General features: G+C 64.8%; 17 protein-coding genes and 2 tRNA genes. 9 read left to right on the top strand and 10 right to left on the bottom strand.

What is annotated here, in order from left to right:
- Nucleotides 1–55 precede the first annotated feature (55 nt).
- Together KBX19_RS09005 and KBX19_RS09010 are read right to left on the bottom strand one after the other, a co-directional pair.
- Nucleotides 56–129: transfer RNA gene (locus KBX19_RS09005), tRNA-Pro, on the bottom strand.
- Nucleotides 130–258: 129 nt separating this feature from the next.
- Nucleotides 259–333 (bottom strand) — tRNA-Gly (locus tag KBX19_RS09010).
- Nucleotides 334–425: 92 nt separating this feature from the next.
- Between KBX19_RS09010 and KBX19_RS09015 the strand changes: the two genes are divergently transcribed.
- The 4 genes from KBX19_RS09015 to KBX19_RS09030 all read left to right on the top strand — a co-directional run bounded on the left by KBX19_RS09015 (nucleotide 426) and on the right by KBX19_RS09030 (nucleotide 4,338).
- Entirely contained in the window at nucleotides 426–1,226 is an 801-nt protein-coding gene (locus KBX19_RS09015; RefSeq protein WP_255998517.1) for a DUF1542 domain-containing protein, read from the top strand.
- Nucleotides 1,227–1,314: 88 nt separating this feature from the next.
- Nucleotides 1,315–2,295 (top strand): nitronate monooxygenase family protein, encoded by a 981-nt coding sequence (locus tag KBX19_RS09020; protein WP_255998518.1) that lies wholly within the window; start codon nucleotides 1,315–1,317, stop codon nucleotides 2,293–2,295.
- A 1-nt stretch (nucleotide 2,296) separates the two neighbouring features.
- Nucleotides 2,297–3,073, top strand: a complete 777-nt coding sequence (locus KBX19_RS09025) for an enoyl-CoA hydratase-related protein (RefSeq protein WP_255998520.1) — start codon at nucleotides 2,297–2,299, stop codon at nucleotides 3,071–3,073.
- Nucleotides 3,074–3,120: 47 nt separating this feature from the next.
- Nucleotides 3,121–4,338, top strand: a complete 1,218-nt coding sequence (locus KBX19_RS09030; protein WP_255998521.1) for an EfeM/EfeO family lipoprotein — start codon at nucleotides 3,121–3,123, stop codon at nucleotides 4,336–4,338.
- Here the strand turns inward: KBX19_RS09030 and KBX19_RS09035 are convergent.
- The 4 genes from KBX19_RS09035 to KBX19_RS09050 are packed head-to-tail and all read right to left on the bottom strand — an operon-like array spanning nucleotide 4,335 to nucleotide 8,135.
- Nucleotides 4,335–5,108: a glycosyltransferase family 2 protein gene (locus KBX19_RS09035; RefSeq protein ID WP_255998523.1), complete on the bottom strand. Its 774-nt coding sequence runs from the start codon at nucleotides 5,106–5,108 to the stop codon at nucleotides 4,335–4,337. The two genes, KBX19_RS09030 and KBX19_RS09035, sit on opposite strands and share 4 nt — an antisense overlap.
- On the bottom strand, nucleotides 5,105–6,067 hold the full coding sequence (locus tag KBX19_RS09040; protein WP_255998525.1) for a glycosyltransferase: 963 nt from the start codon (nucleotides 6,065–6,067) through the stop codon (nucleotides 5,105–5,107). Before KBX19_RS09040 ends, KBX19_RS09035 begins: the two co-directional genes overlap by 4 nt.
- Nucleotides 6,064–7,179: a glycosyltransferase gene (locus KBX19_RS09045; RefSeq protein WP_255998527.1), complete on the bottom strand. Its 1,116-nt coding sequence runs from the start codon at nucleotides 7,177–7,179 to the stop codon at nucleotides 6,064–6,066. The genes KBX19_RS09040 and KBX19_RS09045 overlap by 4 nt, the downstream gene beginning before the upstream one ends.
- Entirely contained in the window at nucleotides 7,176–8,135 is a 960-nt protein-coding gene (locus KBX19_RS09050) for a glycosyltransferase family 4 protein (protein ID WP_255998528.1), read from the bottom strand. Before KBX19_RS09050 ends, KBX19_RS09045 begins: the two co-directional genes overlap by 4 nt.
- Nucleotides 8,136–8,214: 79 nt before the next feature.
- Between KBX19_RS09050 and KBX19_RS09055 the strand changes: the two genes are divergently transcribed.
- From KBX19_RS09055 to KBX19_RS09070, 4 genes are read left to right on the top strand one after another with little or no spacing between them, the layout of a single operon-like run.
- Nucleotides 8,215–9,060 carry a WcbI family polysaccharide biosynthesis putative acetyltransferase gene (locus KBX19_RS09055; protein ID WP_255998530.1) on the top strand — a complete coding sequence of 282 codons (846 nt, stop codon included), beginning with the start codon at nucleotides 8,215–8,217 and terminating at the stop codon, nucleotides 9,058–9,060.
- Nucleotides 9,057–9,965, top strand: coding sequence for a glycosyltransferase (locus KBX19_RS09060; protein ID WP_255998531.1), 909 nt, complete (start codon nucleotides 9,057–9,059; stop codon nucleotides 9,963–9,965). The genes KBX19_RS09055 and KBX19_RS09060 overlap by 4 nt, the downstream gene beginning before the upstream one ends.
- The gene (locus tag KBX19_RS09065; RefSeq protein ID WP_255998533.1) at nucleotides 9,962–11,119 is read left to right on the top strand and encodes a glycosyltransferase family 2 protein; all 1,158 of its coding nucleotides are present in this window, start codon (nucleotides 9,962–9,964) and stop codon (nucleotides 11,117–11,119) included. The genes KBX19_RS09060 and KBX19_RS09065 overlap by 4 nt, the downstream gene beginning before the upstream one ends.
- 9 nt (nucleotides 11,120–11,128) lie before the next feature.
- Nucleotides 11,129–11,488 carry a DUF4440 domain-containing protein gene (locus KBX19_RS09070; RefSeq protein ID WP_255998535.1) on the top strand — a complete coding sequence of 120 codons (360 nt, stop codon included), beginning with the start codon at nucleotides 11,129–11,131 and terminating at the stop codon, nucleotides 11,486–11,488.
- A gap of 1 nt (nucleotide 11,489) precedes the next feature.
- Here the strand turns inward: KBX19_RS09070 and KBX19_RS09075 are convergent, their stop codons facing one another.
- From KBX19_RS09075 to KBX19_RS09085, 3 genes are all read right to left on the bottom strand, one after another.
- Entirely contained in the window at nucleotides 11,490–12,284 is a 795-nt protein-coding gene (locus KBX19_RS09075) for a hypothetical protein (RefSeq protein ID WP_255998537.1), read from the bottom strand.
- Nucleotides 12,285–12,565: 281 nt separating this feature from the next.
- Nucleotides 12,566–13,054 (bottom strand): ribose-5-phosphate isomerase, encoded by a 489-nt coding sequence (locus KBX19_RS09080; RefSeq protein WP_005289032.1) that lies wholly within the window; start codon nucleotides 13,052–13,054, stop codon nucleotides 12,566–12,568.
- A gap of 49 nt (nucleotides 13,055–13,103) precedes the next feature.
- On the bottom strand, nucleotides 13,104–13,718 hold the full coding sequence (locus tag KBX19_RS09085) for a DsbA family protein (RefSeq protein ID WP_255998616.1): 615 nt from the start codon (nucleotides 13,716–13,718) through the stop codon (nucleotides 13,104–13,106).
- A 49-nt stretch (nucleotides 13,719–13,767) separates the two neighbouring features.
- On the opposite strand from KBX19_RS09085, the gene pepN reads away from it, so the two are divergent.
- Nucleotides 13,768–16,191 carry an aminopeptidase N gene (gene pepN, locus KBX19_RS09090; protein ID WP_255998539.1) on the top strand — a complete coding sequence of 808 codons (2,424 nt, stop codon included), beginning with the start codon at nucleotides 13,768–13,770 and terminating at the stop codon, nucleotides 16,189–16,191.
- A gap of 147 nt (nucleotides 16,192–16,338) precedes the next feature.
- On the opposite strand, the gene KBX19_RS09095 is transcribed toward pepN, so the two are convergent.
- Entirely contained in the window at nucleotides 16,339–17,529 is a 1,191-nt protein-coding gene (locus tag KBX19_RS09095) for a cystathionine gamma-synthase (protein WP_005289022.1), read from the bottom strand.
- Nucleotides 17,530–17,544: the final 15 nt, after the last annotated feature.

The following is a 17,544-nucleotide window of genomic DNA, read 5'->3' on the forward strand; positions in this document are numbered from 1 at the left end:
TAGTTGTCTTCGTTGTCGTTAGGTTCACCTGGGCGCCGCGTAAAGCGGTGCCCTGTCGGGGCGACAGGATTTGAACCTGCGACCCCCTGCTCCCAAAGCAGGTGCGCTACCAAACTGCGCCACGCCCCGTAAGCTGCTCAGGGGTTCACCCCGCTAGCTCACGGGAGACGATTCTACGTGGGCCCAATGAGGGCAGTTTCATCGGGGGCCAGGAATGAACAAGAGCTGACTCCGGATTTCCAGGAGCCAGCTCTGTGGTGGAGGGAATGACGGGAATCGAACCCGCGTCTTCAGCTTGGAAGGCTGAGGTATTAGCCACTATACGACATTCCCACTGCGGTTTAAGCGCGCAGACAATCCTAGCCCAGCCTCACGCGCGGGACCAAAAATGGAACTTGCGGGGCGGTTCATCCGTTGTGACTAGTGTGAGCGTACTTAGTCTTCTCCTTATTGTCGTAGCGATCGGCGGCGTGATGGCGCTGATCAACAACTCCCAGAACAGCAGCCAGCGTGCGATCAATAGCAACGCGTCGCTTGACGACGCAAAAGCGGACGCCCAACGGTGGGTCGACCGCCTGGGACACCAAGTGTTGACGATTTCGGGCGAAGATGCCGCCTCGACGCAAGCCATGGCCGACGCTTCCGAGCGCTACAACGCAGCGAATTCCGCTCTGCAGAGCGCCACCACGGTCAGGCAGGCCCAGCTGGCACGTGAGTCAGCCTTGGAAGGTATGCACTACGTCAACGCCGCCCGAGAGATCCTTGGGTTGGCGCCGGGACCAGCCCTGCCTGAGCTGGAAGCGCAGCGTCAGGCAGGCAAGGTCACTGAGCGCCGCACCGTTGAACACGACGGCCAAGCTGTGACGGCGTCGCCGTACGCCAGCGCGGACACCCCGCACTACTACCCCGGCGGCGCCGTTGCTGGCCGTCCGGTGCCGGCTGGCTGGTACTCCACCGCGTGGTGGGGTCCCGCCATGATGACGGGCATGTGGGCGGCGAGCTCCATGATGTTCTACTCCGCCATGTTCGCCGGCATGGCGGGCACACCCAGCGCGGACGAGTTCGCCGCAGGCGACTTCGGGGCCGACGGCGGCGCAGAGGATATGGGAGATATGGGCGCCGGTGATGCCGGCGACATGGGTGATGCCGGGGACATGGGCGGCGGATTTAGCGATGGCGGTGGCTTCGGCGATGGCGGCGGATTCGACTTCGGCTTTGATTTCTAGCCGCTCGATCGTTATCCAGATCTCATAGGCTCGCCGGGTGTAATGTAGGTCTCAACCGACACGCTATTTGAGTTCAAGGAGGGCCGACATGGCCAAGATCAACACCCGCATTAACGAAATGCTCGGCATTGAGCACCCCATCATCCAGGGCGGCATGCAATGGGTCGGCAAGGCCGAACTGGCAGCTGCCGTTTCCAATGCGGGCGGCCTCGGCATCATCACCTCCTTGACCCAGCCCACCCCGGAAGACCTGGGCAAGGAAATCGACCGCTGCCGTGAGATGACCGACAAGCCCTTCGGTGTGAACCTGACCATCCTGCCGACGATTACGCCGCCGCCGTACGAGGAGTACCTCCGCGTGGCTATCGAAAAGGGCATCAAGATCGTTGAGACTGCCGGCGCCAACCCGGCACAGCTGGTGCCGGGCCTCAAAGCTGCGGGCGTGACCGTGATCCACAAGTGCACCTCCGTGCGCCACGCCGTCTCCGCCCAAAACAAGGGCGTCGACATCCTCTCCATCGACGGCTTCGAGTGCGCCGGCCACCCGGGCGAGGACGACATCCCGGGCCTGATCCTGCTGCCGGCTGCTGCGGAGAAGCTGGAGATCCCCTTCGTCGCCTCCGGCGGTTTCGCTGACGGCCGCGGCCTGGCCGCTGCCCTGTCGCTGGGCGCAGAGGGCATCAACATGGGTACCCGCTTCGTGGCCACCGAGGAAGCTCCGGTGCACCAGAACGTCAAGCAGGCCATTGTTGACCGCTCCGAGCTGGACACCAACCTCATCCTGCGCACGCTGAACAACACCGCCCGTGTGGCGAAGAACGCGGTGAGCGACGAGGTCGTCGAAAAGCTCAACCAGGGCGCGCAGTTCCCGGAGATCCGTGACCTCGTGGCCGGTAAGCGCGGCGCGCAGGTGTACGAGACCGGTGATCTGGATGCTGGCATCTGGTCCGCTGGCCCGGTCCAGGGCATCATCAACGACATCCCGTCCTGCCAGGAGCTGCTGGACCGCATTGTTGCTGATGCAGTGGAGATCATCGAGGGCCGCCTGGCTGGATTTGTGGCGAAGTAATATGCGCGAGTTCAAGGGCAACATCACCTCCGAGACCGTCGAAGATGGTGCGGTGACCATCGTGCGCATCTCCAACCCGGAGAAGCGCAACGCTTTGGAGCCGGAGTCCTACTGGTCCATCGGCGACACTGTGAATGAGGCGGACGCGAACCCGGCGACCCGGTGCGTGATCGTCACCGGTGATGACGCAGCATTCTGTTCCGGCATGGATCTGACCGTGTTCCTCAGCGGCGAAGAAGAGATCTCCGCCGGCAACTTCACTGCTATTGAACACATGGTGAATGCGATCACCCGCGCGTCCGTGCCCGTGGTGGCCGCGGCGGAAGGGGCTGTCGCGGGCATTGGCGCGTCGCTGGCCTGCGCATGCGACCTCATCGTCGCTGGCCAGAAGACCTTCATCACGCTGCCATTCGGGCGCATCGGCCTCATGCCGGACGGCGGAGCCGTGGCAACGCTTGCGGCATCGATTGGCCGCCACCGCACGATGCAGCTGGTGCTGCGCCACGAGCGCATCCCCGCCGCCGACGCCGTGTCATGGGGCCTGTTCACCGAGGTGGCGGACAACGCGCTCGAGCGTGCCCTCGAGTATGCACGTGAGTTCCGCTTCTCGCCGCGCGGGGCGCTTGCTGACACGAAACGCGCCGTCAACCGCGCTTCCTTGGCCCAGCTGCCGCTCAGCTTAGCTGAGGAAGCTCGCGCCCAGACCGCTCTGGCCCACAGCGCCGAGCACAAAGAAGGCGTGAAGGCGTTCCTGGAGCGCCGCGAAGTCACCTTCTAAGTCCGCTAGCCGGAAGTCTTCATAGCCCCACAGGATAAAGTGGGGCTATGAAGCGTTCCCCAGCTCTGCTCGCCGCACTGGCCCTGACTCTTCCGTTAGCCGCATGCGCGGGAGGCTCTGCGGGCGGTGCGGACGATGAAGAGAAGCAGGTCACTGTCGCGGATGACACCTGCGAGGTCGGCGACGATGAGGCCGGCAGCGGCAAAGTGGCATTCGAAGTGACCAACGATGGCGGGCGTGAGACAGACTTTCTTGTTCTTGCGGAGGACGGCCGCCGTGTCGTGGCCAAGCGGGGCGCCATCAAGCCCGAGGAAAGGGCGGAACTGTCCGTCGAACTGCAACCCGGCGCCTATCTCACCGCCTGCAGGATGAGCGAGCGAGGGCCGTACATCGAAGCGGCCGAATTCACCGTCACCGGCGACGAGGTCGACTATTCGCAATCCCGTGGCCAGCGCGAGAAAATCGCCCGAGACAATTACCTCACCTTCGTCCAAAACGAAGCGGCGGAACTTCTTCCCGCGGTCGAAGAGTTTGCCGAGGCGTACGCGTCCGGCAACGACGAGCGTGCCAAAGAGCTCTATCCCGCCGCGCGGGTCCACTACAAGCGCATCGAGCCGATCGCCGAAAGGTTCGGGCTTCTCGACGCACGGATCGACGCCACCGAAGTCGAATACACTGACCAGGCCGAGGAGCTGCTTGAGAAGGATCCGACGTTCACCGAATGGCTCGGTTTCCACCGCCTGGAAAAGGACCTGTGGCCGCCTGCGGAGGGCGACGAGAATTCTGACGGTAGCTCCGCCCTGCAAAAGTGGGAGCCCTCCACGCCGCAGGAGCGCCGCGAGCTTGCCGACGCTCTCATCGCCGACGTCGAGCAACTCCACGGCACCATCAACGACACACCGTTCCAGGAAAGCGACGACATCACATTCGAGTCGATCACAGGTGGCGCGCTGACCCTGCTCGACCGTATGGCGGCGACCGCAGCCACCGGCGAGGAGAACTGGTGGTCCGGCACAGATCTCAGTGACCTGAAGGCCAACACCGAAGGCGTGCGCGTCATCTTTGACACGGTTGCAGACCTCGACAGGGACAACGAAAAGCACGGAGAGCTTATCGACGACACCGACTCACGCCTCGACGCCCTCGACAACCTCATTGAAAAGCAGAAGGAAACGGAGCCAGACACTACTCAGCCTGGTGACCGAGCGAAGCTGGTTGAAGCGATCGAGGCGCTGCGCACGTCCTTTGGTGAACTGACTGCCTAGCGGCGCTGCCACGCGCCGTCGATAAGCGCGATGGCTCCTGCATCTTCGAACTCGCGAAGCCAGCCCTCCATTGGCCACGTGCCCCATTTGGAGTGGAAGACGGCGGCGTTGCGGAGAATGTCGTCGAGGTGCTCCCACGGCGGCGAGGACACGGGATGCCACTGGTGGTAGACGTGCGCGCCGCCGACCCAGAGGAAGTCGATGCCATGTTCGCGCAGGTTCCAGGCGAAATCGGTGTCTTCGCCGCCGTAGCCGGAAAAGGCGGTGTCAAAACCACCGAAAAGCTCATCGACGCGTCGCCACGTGTCAGCGGTCAGCGCGAAGGATAAGGACCAGAAAAGGTTGTAATCCTCGGCGCGGACAAGCTCGCCAGCCGGGGGGCTCGGCCGCGCGGCGTGGGGCTGGGGGTTGTCGGTGCGCAGCTCGCCCTCCGGCAGGTACGTCACCGGGCCGGCGAGAACGGCATTGGGGGCGCGGTCGAGAGCATCCAGATAGCGCTCCACGAGGTCTGGGCCCGGCAGGCAGTCCGCGTCGAGGAAGATGAGCTGCTCGTGCCCGCGAGCAAGCGCTTCGGCTGCGCCGGTGTTGCGGGCGCGGGCGAGGTTGGGCTCCTCCAGCGGAACCACATGCGTATCGGGCAGTCGGGCGGCGAGCTCCTCGGCATCAGCAAGCGCGACGAGAATGTGCTCGACGCCATCGGGAATCAGCCCCGCCTGGCCGGCGACGTGCTCGGCGCGCGCCGCGTTAGCCAATGTGACGATCGCGGTCATGAGGCCCCCAGGATGACATCGGCTGCTCGGCGCGCAGCGCCGTCGGTTTGCCAGCCGCGCTGGGGATCTTCCCAGAACGTGTCCATTCCAGCCGCTTGGTGCAGCAGCGCCGGCCACATGGCTGGCTCGGGGAAGGATTCGGGGACAAGCGCGAGGCCGGCGTTGCGGAGCACCGCGGCCGTGGCTTCCTGTTCGGCGAAGGGGCGGGGCTGCGGCAGGACAATCGCGGGAGCGCCGCAGGCGGCGACATCGGCAACGGAGTTCTGCCCGGCGGCGACCACGACGACTCCGGCGCTCTGCAGCATTTCGGTGAGCTTGGCATCATCGTCAACACGATTGGCGCCGTCGAGAATGGTGAAGTCCCAGTTCGGGCAGGCGCGCTCGACCTCGTCCCACGAGTCGCGGTCCCAGGTGGAGCCGCCCGTGCCGGCCATGACGAGCACCGACCGCTCATCGCGGCCGCGATCGGCTAAGCCGCGCAGCCGGGAAATGCCCCCGACGGCATGCAGCCGGTCCGCGTGCGCCTCCAAGTGCGCAGGCACGGGCACCCAATCCGGCCACGCTGCGACGATCGCGCTGGCTTGGGCGTAGCTGAGCTGGTGGGGAGCATCGTCGCGCACACCCGGCATGGCCACGGTGACCACGGGCACGCCGAGGAGCCGGACAAAGACGGCGACCTCCACGGAGCAGTCGACGTAGAACACGCAGGGGTCATTGGCCTCCACCCATGCGGCAATCTGCTGCATCCGGGCACGGTAGCCCTCATGCGTGGTCGGCGCGTAGTGGAGGGTTCCTCCGGCGGTGAGCGGGTCGGAGGTGAGGGCGCCGGCGTCGTCGATAAGCACGACGTCTGCGCTGGGGTGCGTGGACAAAATCGTCGCGTCGGGTAAGTGGCGCGCGATTTCGCGGCAGCGCTGGATGTGGCCGGAGCCGTGGTGGTGCGCATACAAGCCGATCATTTGACCATCACCTCGCGGTAAAGGCCCACGTAGCGGCGGGCGGTCTGGGTGAGGCTGTGGTTCTCCACGACCCACGCACGGGCTGCGGCGCGGTCAACGTGGAGAGCCTTGTGGATCGCGCCAGCCAGCGCAACGACATCGTCGGGCGGAACGAGCACAGCGGGCGCAGATGCTAACAGCTCGCCCATGCCGCCGCGGTCGAAGGCGGCGACGGGCGTACCGCACGACATCGCCTCGAACGCGACAAGGCCGAACGGCTCCTCCCAGCGCGGCGTGACCACGCACACCGCATGCTTGCTGACGAGCCGACGCAACTCCCCATGCGACAACTCCCCCAGCCAGCGGATCAGGTGGCCGTCCAAACGCGGGGCGATCTGCTCCTGGAAGTAGTCGTGGTCGCCCTTGCGGCCAGCGATCGTCAGCGGCAGGCCGAGGAGGCGGCACGCATCCATAGCCAAGTGCAGGCCCTTCTCGGGAACGATGCGGCCGAACCACACCGCACCAGGGCCGCCGGGACCCGGTGCCCACTTGCGCGTGTTCACGCCGTTCGGGATGACTTCAATCGGGCCGTGGACGGCAGGCGGCATCTCCCAGCTCGCAGCAGTGGTCGCGCTGACGGCGGCGAACCGGCCTGCGGCCTCACCGGCTGCTTCGACAGCCGCGAAGATTTCCGGCAGCTGCGGCGTATGCAGCGTGGTCACCATGGGCAGCGGGTCTGGCGACGCGGGTGAGGGGAACATGGCGGGACTCAAGCTGTTGTTGTGCACAACGTCATACCCCTGCGCGACCAAGTGCTCACGTAGCGCGAGGAAGGCCTGCTCCTCCCGCTCGCGCCCACCTACCGGATAGCCGGTGTCGGTGGCCAGTTCCAGCGAGTCTCCCCAGTTCACACCCGGCAGTTCGTGGCTTTTGACGTTGCCGTCCGAGCCTTTCGCGGCGTAGAAGTCCACCTGGTGGCCTTCGTTGCGCAGCGCGGTGACCATGGTGTGGCAGAACGCCTCGAGGCCGCCGGCGAACGGCTCGCGAATCGGGTAGCGGGCGGGGGCAACGAAGGCGATGCGGAGGTTCTGGCCGCGGGCAGGAGTGCACCCCTGGAGCAAGGTGATGGTCACGGGCGAACCTCCGCACTTTCGGCCAGAGCTGCACGGTACACCGCGGCGTAGGCCTGCTTGATGCCTTCCAGCTCAGCGTGGCGGTTCCCCTGGTACGGAATTTGGCCGCGCTCCAACAACTCTGCGGCGGCGCGGCCGGCGGCAGCGCCGTCACCTGCGGCATATTCGATGACGGCGTCAGCCGTATCTGCCTGTGAGGCGTAGCAGCCGCAGTCCGGCACGGCCACGCTCACACCCAGGTCGCGGCACATCTCCAACCAGCCCGAGTGGGTGCCGCGCACATACGGCAGAACGCATACCGCGTGGCTGGCCACCGCGTCATGCAATACGGCGTCCTCCATCGGCTCGTGCACGACCAGATTGAGGTCTGCCAGCTCACGGTGCAGCTCAGCTGTCGCATCGACATCGTGGACGTAGACAGTCAGCGGCACCTGCTCCGCCAGCTCGCGGTAGAAGTCCGGGTCGGCCACGACATTGCCGCGCAGGGACTTCACAAACACCGCCGCCCCAGTTGCCGCCGGGTCGGGGTCGCGCGTTTCGGTGATGAGGGGGTGGGGGATGACGTGGACGTCGTCACGCGAATACCGCTGCGCGATGACATCGGCGGCGGCGCTGGTAAGCGTGACCACCTGCGCCGGTGCATCAATGAGCACAGCCAAGCTCTCGTGGTGCGCGGTCTGGTCCTCGAGGTGTGGATTGTCCAGATCATGCACGGTGAGCACGAGCGGCGCCGGCAATGCTGCGACAAGTTCGCGCAGCTCATCGGGGGTGTAGTGCTCAAAACCGAAGTGGATGTGCACGAGATCCACATCGCGAGGCTCGTCCCAGTAGGACGCTGTGAGCGCGGGGTGGGGCCACCATTTGCCGTCAATATCCGGGTCCGGTGGAAAACGCACGCCTTCCGGCTGAATCGCCTGCGTGTAGACATGTTCAGCGGGGATCGACAGAACGTTCACACCCACCGCCTTTCCTCTTCCGGGGCACCCGACCAATATAAACGTTTCTGCAAGTGTTGGCATGACTATATTCGGGTCCATGTTCTTGACCGTCGTAGGCAACTGCCAAGCCGAGTCCCTGCGCAAACTCCTGGCCAGCACTGGGCATTTCGAATCCGAGCGCATCCCTCCTGTACACGAGCTCGCGCAAGCCGACATGGGGTGGTTCGGCGACATGCTCGCGCGTACGGATGTTCTGGTCACCCAACCGATCCGCGAGGACTACCGCGGCCTGCCCGTCGGCACCGCGCAGATGCTCGCCCAGCTGCCGTCCGGTGCACGCCACGCGATCGTGCCGGTGCTGCGTTTCGACGCGCTCATGCCGTTCACCGCGATCATCCGCGACCCCGCCGACTCTTCCCTCAACCCGCCGGTGGTCCCCTACCATGACCTGCGGATTCTCTGCGCAGCTGCGCAAGGTTTGGACGCGCCCGTCACGCCGTCACTCACGCCTGATGCTTATCGACGAGCACTTGCCATGTCCGTCAACCAAATCCGTACCCGCGAAGAACGCTTCGACTCGGTGAGGATTTCTGACTACCTGGAAACCCTTCCCGTTTGGCACATCATCAACCACCCCGACAATGAGACCTTGGCGGTCGTGGCATCCCGCATCCTGCAGACATTGGGGTTGTCCGGGTCCGTGACCATGCCTGGGTACGAAATGCTCGGCGAACTCGACGCACCGCTCGACCCCGGCGCGTGCGCCGCCCTCGGCGTATCGGTGCGCGGCCGGGACGCGTGGATGCACAGGGAAACGGGGGAGATTCCGTGGGACGAGATCGTCGACAAGCAACTGGCGCACTACCGCGAGCGACCCGCGCTGGTCGCGCACGGATTGGAACGCCACGCGGACCGGATTGCCAACCTAGGGTTGCTGGCATGATGCCCACGCACCTCATTGTCGGGCCCGAATCGCACGGGGTGACCCGGTACGCGCTGGAGTTGGCAGCAGCTACCGATGCCCCTGTGCTGCGCGAATCCGAGTTCAGCGCGGTCGCCCTGCCGGATTCTGTCGATTCTGTGCACGTCGCCTTCACCGACCACCTCTTCGGCGACTCCCCCGCTGCAGCTGTCGACGCTCTGCTTGCCCGGGTCGGGTCGCGTCAGCTCAGCGTGAGCTTCCACGACATCCCCCAGCCCGAAGAAGGCGCTGACCGTTTCGCCCGCCGCGCCGCCGCCTACCAACGTTTGGCCGCTGCCGCTAACGTCGCCGTAGTGAACTCGGAGCACGAGGCTGAATTCTTCCGTGACGCCGGTATCGACGTGGGTGTGATCCGCCTGCCGATCCCGCTGATCGACTCAGCGTTCGAGCCGGAACCGGGGACCGTGGGAATTCTCGGTTTTCTGTACCCAGGCAAAGGGCACGAAGAGCTTATCCGCGCCCTACGCGGCACCGACTACCGTCTGCGTTTCCTGGGCTCCGTCTCCCCCGGCCACGAGGAGTGGGCGCGTGGGCTTGAGGCCCATGCGGAGATCACGGGTTGGCTTTCCGACGCTGACCTGGCCGCCGAAATGGGCCGCATCCAGATTCCCGTCTGCGCGCACCGGCACTTCTCCGCCTCCGGGTCGCTGATGACGTGGCTCGGCGCCGGCCGCCGCGTTTTGGCTAGCGATTCCGCCTACACCCGCGAGATCGACGAGTGGCTGCCCGGTCGAATTACCCGCGTGCAGCCTAGCTCGTGGCGCTCTGCAATCGACTCCTACACAGTGGATCCTGCACCGCAGATGCAGGCACCGAACTACGGGTGGGATGACGTGGTCGCGCAATGGCGTGAGGTGTGGGCATGATCAGTGTCATTATTCCCCACTACAACGACCCTGACAGCCTCGCGAAGGTGATTGCGGCCGTGCGCGCGCAGGAAGGCGTCGGCGAGGTCGAGATCATCGTCGCCGATGACGGCTCCGCGGTCGTGCCCGACATGCCCGGCGCGACGGTGGTGACGCAGAAGGATCTCGGTTTCCGCGCTGCCGCGGCACGCAACCTCGGGGCGAGTACCGCGACGGGCGACGTGCTCGCCTTCCTCGACGCCGACACTGTGCCCGAGCCCGGTTATCTCGCTGCTGCGTGCCGGCATGTGGAGCAGGATTGGCGGGCGGTGGTCGTCGGCAAGCGACTCACGGGCGCCGCGCGCGAGGAACCCGCATGGCTGCGCGACGCCTGGCGCGACACCGACAACCTCTCGCGTGCCGACGACACCTCCTGGCGCTTCATCATCTCCTCCGTCCTGACCTGTTCGCGCCGGTTCTTCGACGCCATCGGCGGCTTCGACGGGACCTTCGTCGGCTACGGCGGCGAGGACTGGGAGTTCGGCTTCCGCGCCTGGAACGACGGCGCGACCTTCGTCCACGAGCCAGATGCTGTCGCGGTCCACGACGAGGAAGATTTCGGTGGACGCTACAACAACCCCGACGAGGAAGCCCGCGTTAAGAACATCGAATCGGTGGCGCTAGCGCACCGCATCACGCACCCGCTCGCCCGGCCCGACGGGGTGCACTTCGAAAACGCCGACATCGGCGTGCGCGTGAGCCAGCACGAGCTATTGGAATCGCCAGGGGTGCTCGAGCAGGTCATCGCATCGTGGTTGCGCGCAGACGCAATCGTGTACTGCGACCCCGCCCTTGACGTGCCGGACCTATTCCGCCACGAGCCCCGTGTGAGGACCGCGCCGACGGGCCCGGAGAACCCTGCGGAACAGCACCGCATCAGCGTCGATCTTGCCGGCCCGTGGGCTCTGTCCGATCCCGCAGCATTCCACCGGGCTACCCAGGACACGCGTGTCGGCACGGGGTGGAGGGTTGATGCGGCGGGGGTGGCGCCGATAAGCGTGCGTACTGCGCGGGCCCGCGCGCTGGCCAGCGAACCTCGGGCCATCGAGCATCCCGTTGGCATTGAGTGGGTCGATGGTCCCGTTCGCCTTGAGCGATACTTCGCCGGCTGGTAGAAAATGGTTATGGACCTCAACACGCTTCTTGGCCTCGAGCGCCAAGGCTGGGACTCGCTATGCGAGCAGCGCGGCGGCACGTTCTACGGCGAACTCATGACCGATGACGCCGTCATGGTGCTGGTCAACGGCATGATCATGGACCAGCCCACCATCGCCGAGAGCATGAACGATGCGCCGCCGTGGGACAGCTACCAGATCACAGACCCGCAGCTCATCCCGCTAAACGACGGCGCCGCCACCCTCCTCTACAACGCCTCCGCCCGCCGCGGCTCTGACAACTTCGAAGCCCTCATGACCAGCACCTACGTGCTGGTAGACGGGCAGATCCGGATGAAGCTGTACCAGCAGACCACCGTCACGCACTAGATCAAGCGGTGACCTTGCCGGGCAGGGTGCGCAACGTCCGCTCAATGTCTCTGACGATGTGACCCGAGACGACATCGCCCCAGCCCGCACGCAGGAAGAAATAGCCCTTCGCTTGCACGGCGTTCTGCCGGTCGAGCTGGGCCACGGTGACATCACGCACCTCGCCGTAGTCGCCACTGAACTTCACGCGCCCGTCGAACTCGACGACGAGCCACCCGTTGATGAGGACGTCGACAAGCGCTGTCCGCGGTTCCCCGTAGAAACCGACATACCGGATTTCCGCCTGGTATTCGATCGCGCGGATCTCCGGAATGTTAGCCTGCAGAATTGCGTCGCGCCCGATCGTTTCCAGTGGGCTTTGCGACGTATTCGAGCTGTACCGGATCAGCTCCTCAAACCCGCGTATACCGTTCGCCCTGGGCAGCCACCTCGCAGCATCGAGCAACCGCTCGATTGTGACCTGGTGCTTGAATCGGAGATGCTCCAGCGGCACAAGAGCTGCCAGACGACCGTGGAACCGGTAAATATCAAACAGCATTTGCATCATGTCGACGTGCGCGACCCCATCGCGCATGAAAATCTGGTCCGCCCTGAGTTTGCCGCCCCGGTAGCGCACTGAAGGGTCTTTCCCCCGCCCCGACGCATTCGCGGATGTCCGGTAGCGCAAATCCACGACTGTCACCCGATCGAGCGTTGGCAGCCCCAAGCGCTTCGCCGCCGCTGGCCCCGTCACCACCGCGTGCGGGCGCGCCAGTGCGACCTCCCGAATCAGCCGAAGTTCGGCATCGTCCCCCATGCGCTCAATTGTGTCGTGCGCGGCGGTTCTGCGCTAGCCGAGCACAGGGCGGTAGGCCATTTTCGTGCTGTCCACACGTCAAGTAACTGGGTTCACTCCTGTAACACGTGACCTGGGGATTTACGAGGGCATTTTCGACGGCACGAAAATGCGCTTTTCCTTATGCTTCAATTTTGCTTATCGACGTCGCTAACGCCCCGAAAACGCACCAGCCCCACGCGACTCACAGTCGACGTGGGGCGATTTCAGGCTCAGGAGGCGGCGACGAGCCTGCGCCTTTTCTAGAGCGTCTTCGGAGCCGGGATCTCTTCGGTCTCCCCGGTCTCCTCGTAGCGGGCGAGGATGTCGATGCGACGCTGGTGACGCTCCTCGACCTGGTGGTCCGGGGTAATACCGACAAAGGCATCGACAATCGCGAGCGTCTCCTCAAGAGAGTGCATCCGGCCGCCAATGCCGATCAGCTGGGCGTTGTTGTGCTCGCGCGCGAGCTGAGCGGTCTCAACGGACCAAGCCAGAGCGCAACGGGCACCCTTGACCTTGTTCGCGGCGATCTGCTCGCCGTTGCCTGAACCGCCGAGCACGATGCCCAGCGATGACGGATCGGCGACAGTCTTCTCCGCTGCGGCGATGCAGAACGCTGGGTAGTCGTCTGCAGCGTCGTACTCGTGCGCGCCGCAGTCGACGACCTCATGGCCGGCAGCCTTCAGGTGCTCGGCGATCTCGTTCTTGCGCTCGAATCCGGCGTGGTCTGCTCCAAGGTAAATACGCATGGTTCCCAGCGTAACCAAAAGCGACCGCGCCGGGCGTGAGCCGCACGCCTTAGACCTGCGGCGCCTCGGTACGGGAGCGCTTGAGCTCGAAGAAGTAGGGGTATTCCGCCAGGCCCAGTGCGTGGTCGAAGAGCGCGCCGGCTTCCTCGCCGGTGGGAACGCGGGTGATCACGGGGCCGAAGAAGGCAGTCTCACCGAGCTGGATGACCGGGGTGCCCACCTCATCACCGACAGCGTCCATCGCGCCCTGGTGGTAGCTGCGGAGCACATCGTCGTAGGACGCTTCGTTCGCCACCGATGCGTAAGACTCATCCAGACCGACTTCCGCAAGCGCCTTCTTGATCACGTCGTCATACGCGCCGTAGCCCTTCTGGCCTCCCTGGCCGCCGGGGTGGATGAGGGTGCCCATGGCGGTGTACAGGTCGTCGATAAGCTCGGGGCGCTCCTGCTTGACCTTGGCGAACACGCGCGCCGGGCCCCAGTTAGCTTCCATCATGGCCATGTAGTCCTCGGGGAGGTCGCGGCCGTCGTTCAGCACGGACAGCGACATGGGGATCCAGTCGATCTCGATGTCGCGGACTTTTTCAACTTCCTTGATCCAGCGGGAAGTCTGCCAGCAGAACGGGCAAGATGCGTCGAACCAGAACGTCACGTTTTCCATTATGACCCTTTCGTTGATGGGGGCTTGCCCCCTCAACGGTACGTTGGTTTGCATGAAGACGAATTTGCTTAGGACCGATGCTCACGCCCGCGCTGCTCTGATCAGCGACATTCACTACGACGTGGCTCTCGACATCACCGGCGCGGACACATTCACCACCCGCACCACGATCACATTCAACTCCGGCGAGGGCGAGACATTCTTCGACCTTCTTGCGGACAGCTTTGAGGCGACGCTCGACGGCACGCTTATCGACGATCGCACGCTGCAGCTTTCTACCGGACAGCACGAACTGACCGTGACCTCCACGCACTCCTACTCCCACACCGGCGAAGGCCTGCACAAGTTCACCGATCCGGCTGACGGCAAGGAGTACCTCTACACCCAGTTCGAGCCGGCGTACGCGCAGCTGGTCTTTGCCTGCTTCGACCAGCCGGACCTGAAGGCCACCTACGATATTTCGGTCACTGCGCCGTCGAAGTACGTGGTGGTGCTCAACGAAGAGACCACCCGCACCGAGAACAGCGAGGGCACTGCTACGACGTCGACGAACATCTCCTACCCGCTGTCGACCTACCTCATCGCGGTGTGTGCTGGCGAGTACGAGTCTGTCAACGACACCTACTCCGACGAGCAGAAGACGATCCCGCTGGGCCTGTACGCCCGCGCGTCGCTGATGGAGCACCTCGACGCCGACCGCCTGTTCCGCGAAACCAAGGAAGGCTTTACGTACTTCCACGAGAACTTCGGCCGGCCCTACCCCTTTGGCAAGTACGACCAGATCTTCTGCCCCGAATACAACATGGGCGCGATGGAGAACGTCGGTGCCGTGACGCTGCGCGACGAGTACGTGTTCACCTCCGAACCCACCCCTTACCGCATCGAGCGCCGCAACGACACGATCCTCCACGAGATGGCGCACATGTGGTTCGGCGACCTGGTGACGATGAAGTGGTGGGATGACCTGTGGCTCAACGAGTCGTTCGCCACCTGGTCCGCTGCTATCGCTCAGGCTGAGGCGACGGAGTTCACCAATGCGTGGGTGACGTTCGCCAGCGTCGAAAAGGCGTGGGCCTACGCTGCTGACCAGCTCCCGTCGACGCACCCCGTTGGTGCCGACGCCCCCGACATCGAGACCGCCGAGCAGAACTTCGACGGCATCACCTACGCCAAGGGCGCGTCCGTGCTCAAGCAGTTGCAGGCCTACGTCGGCCGGGACGAGTTCTTCGCCGGGGTGCGCAAGCACTTCGACAACCACGCGTTCGGCAACGCCGAGTTCGCCGATTTGCTCGGCGCGCTTGAGGAGACCTCCGGCCGCGACCTGTCCGACTGGTCCCAGCAGTGGCTGCGCACCACCGGCGTCTCGCGCCTCTACCCCGAGATCACCGCGGACAGCTTCACGGTGGTTCAGGAGTCCGAGGTGCAGCGCACGCACCGCGTGGGCGTCGGCCTTTATTCGCTTATCGACGGTGCGGTCCGCAGGACCCACCACACCGAGATCGACATCACCGGTGAGCGCACCGAGGTCCCCGAGTTCGCCGGCGTGGCCCACGACCTCGCGCTGGTCAACGACGAGGACCTCACCTACTGCCTAATGGGCCTGACCGAGGAGCACATGGACTTCGTTCTGGAGCACCTCGGCCGGATTGAGGACCCGATGGCCCGCACGCTGTGCTGGTCTGCCGTGTGGGAGGCGGCCCGCGACGGGCGGTTGCCGGCACGCGAGTTCGTGAAGCTCGTCGCCCGCTTCGGCGCGAACGAGGACCAGCCGGCGGTGCAGGAGCGCATCGTCGCGCAGGCCACCACGGCCGTGAAGAACTACGTCGATCCGGACTGGCAGGCGCAGGGGTTCGACCTGCTCAACCATGCCTTCCGCGGTGCCCAGCCAGCGGCGATTTACGACCGCGCGTTGTCTCGGCTGCGCCTCGACAACGATTCGATTCGATACTTCCGCGAGCTCCTCGAGAACGAGACCAACCAGGAAGTGCGCTGGCTGGTTCTCACGGCTCTCATTGCCGCAGGCGAGCTCGACCTCGACGCTGCCGAGCAGGAGAAGGATCCGTCCTCGGAGGGTGAGGTGTCGAGGTTGCGGGCGCGGGCGGTCGTCGATAAGCGGTGGGCGTGGGACGAAATCGTCGCTGGCGAACGCTCGAACCTGGCGCTGCGCTTCCTCATGGATGGCCTGACGTTCAACAACCGCGGGCTTGAGGGCTTGACCGATGAGTACTTCCGTGTCGCGCCTGAGCTGTGGGAGCGGCTGTCGAACGAGATGGCGCAGCGCACGCTCGAGGGCATCTACCCGTTGTGGGATGTGTCGGAGGAAGCTCTGGCGAAGGCCGACGAGTTCCTCACCGGCGGCATCCCGGCAGGTCTGCGCCGCATCATCTCTGAGGGGCAGGACCGGGTAACGCGCTCGCTGCGGAACCGGATCGTGGACGCTGCGGCAGCGGAGAGTGCAACGGGTGACGGCGCGTAGGGGCTCTCCCCCTACCCCTCGGGCCCCGTCCAGATATAGTTTGCACCGTTCCCGCTGCAACGAAATCTGACCTGGGGTTTTGATGCCCCTGGCGGACGCGGGTGTCAACTATATCTTGGGGGCCACCCGCGGAGGGTCGGATCTGCGCTAGATCTGCGCGATGGCCTGCTCGAGGTCGGCGATGAGGTCCTCGGTGTCCTCAATGCCGACGGAGATGCGCACCAGCTCCGGCGGGACCTCAAGCGCTGAGCCCGCGACGGAGACGTGGGTCATGGTGGCGGGGTGTTCGACGAGGGACTCGACGCCGCCGAGGGATTCGGCCAGGCAGAACAGCTTCGTCGAGCGGCAGAACGTCATGGCCTGCTCAGCGGTCTGGAACGCCACTGAGACCATGCCGCCGAAGCGGCGCATTTGCTTGACGGCGATGTCGTGCCCCGGGTGGTCTTCCAGGCCCGGGTAGTAGACGCGGGCGACCTTGTCCTGCTTGGACAAGTAGTCAGCGACAGCCTCTGCGTTGTCGCAGTGCTTGTCCATCCGTACTGCCAGGGTCTTCGCGCCGCGGGCGGTGAGGTAGGTGTCAAACGGCGAGGGGATCGCACCGATCCAGCCGAAGAAGAAGCGCAACTGCTCCTCCAGGTTGTTCAGCGCGTCGAAGCTACCTGCGGTGATCGCGGAAACGCCCTCGTGCCCTTCCACGGCGTTGCGGCCGACAACGACACCGCCGACCACGTCAGAGTGGCCGCCGATGTACTTCGTGGTCGAGTGCAGCACCACGTCCGCGCCGAGATCCAGCGGCTGTTGCAGGTACGGGGATGCAAAGGTGTTGTCGACGACGAGCGTGGCGTCACCCTTGACTGCCGAAAGCCCCTCGATATCAGCAATAGACAGCAGCGGGTTCGTCGGCGACTCAACCCACACCACCTTGGTGTTCGGCTGGATCGCAGCGGCGACCTCGTCGACGTTGGTGATGTCCACCGGGGTGTTCTCCACGCCCCACTGGGTGAAGATCTGCTGGATCAAGCGGTAGGTGCCGCCGTAGGCATCGTTACCGATGACGATGTGGTCGCCAGGCTTGAGCAGGATGCGCAGCAGCGCATCGACAGCGGCCATACCGGAACCGAAAGCCACGCCGTAGTCAGCTTTCTCCAGCGCCGCGACGGTCTTCTCCAGCGCGTCGATGGTCGGGTTGCCCACGCGGGTGTACTCGAAACCGTTGCGGGTCACTGCCAGATCGTCCTGCGCGAAGGTCGTGGACGCGTAGATCGGCGTGTTGATCGACCCGTACAGGGAGTCGGGCTCGTAACCGGCGTGGATGGAGTCGGTGGAGAAGCCGGGCATCGGCGGGGTCCTTTC

Origin of the sequence: Corynebacterium sp. CCUG 71335 (genome assembly GCF_024454075.1) — a bacterium.
Taxonomy (GTDB): Bacteria; Actinomycetota; Actinomycetes; order Mycobacteriales; family Mycobacteriaceae; genus Corynebacterium; species Corynebacterium genitalium.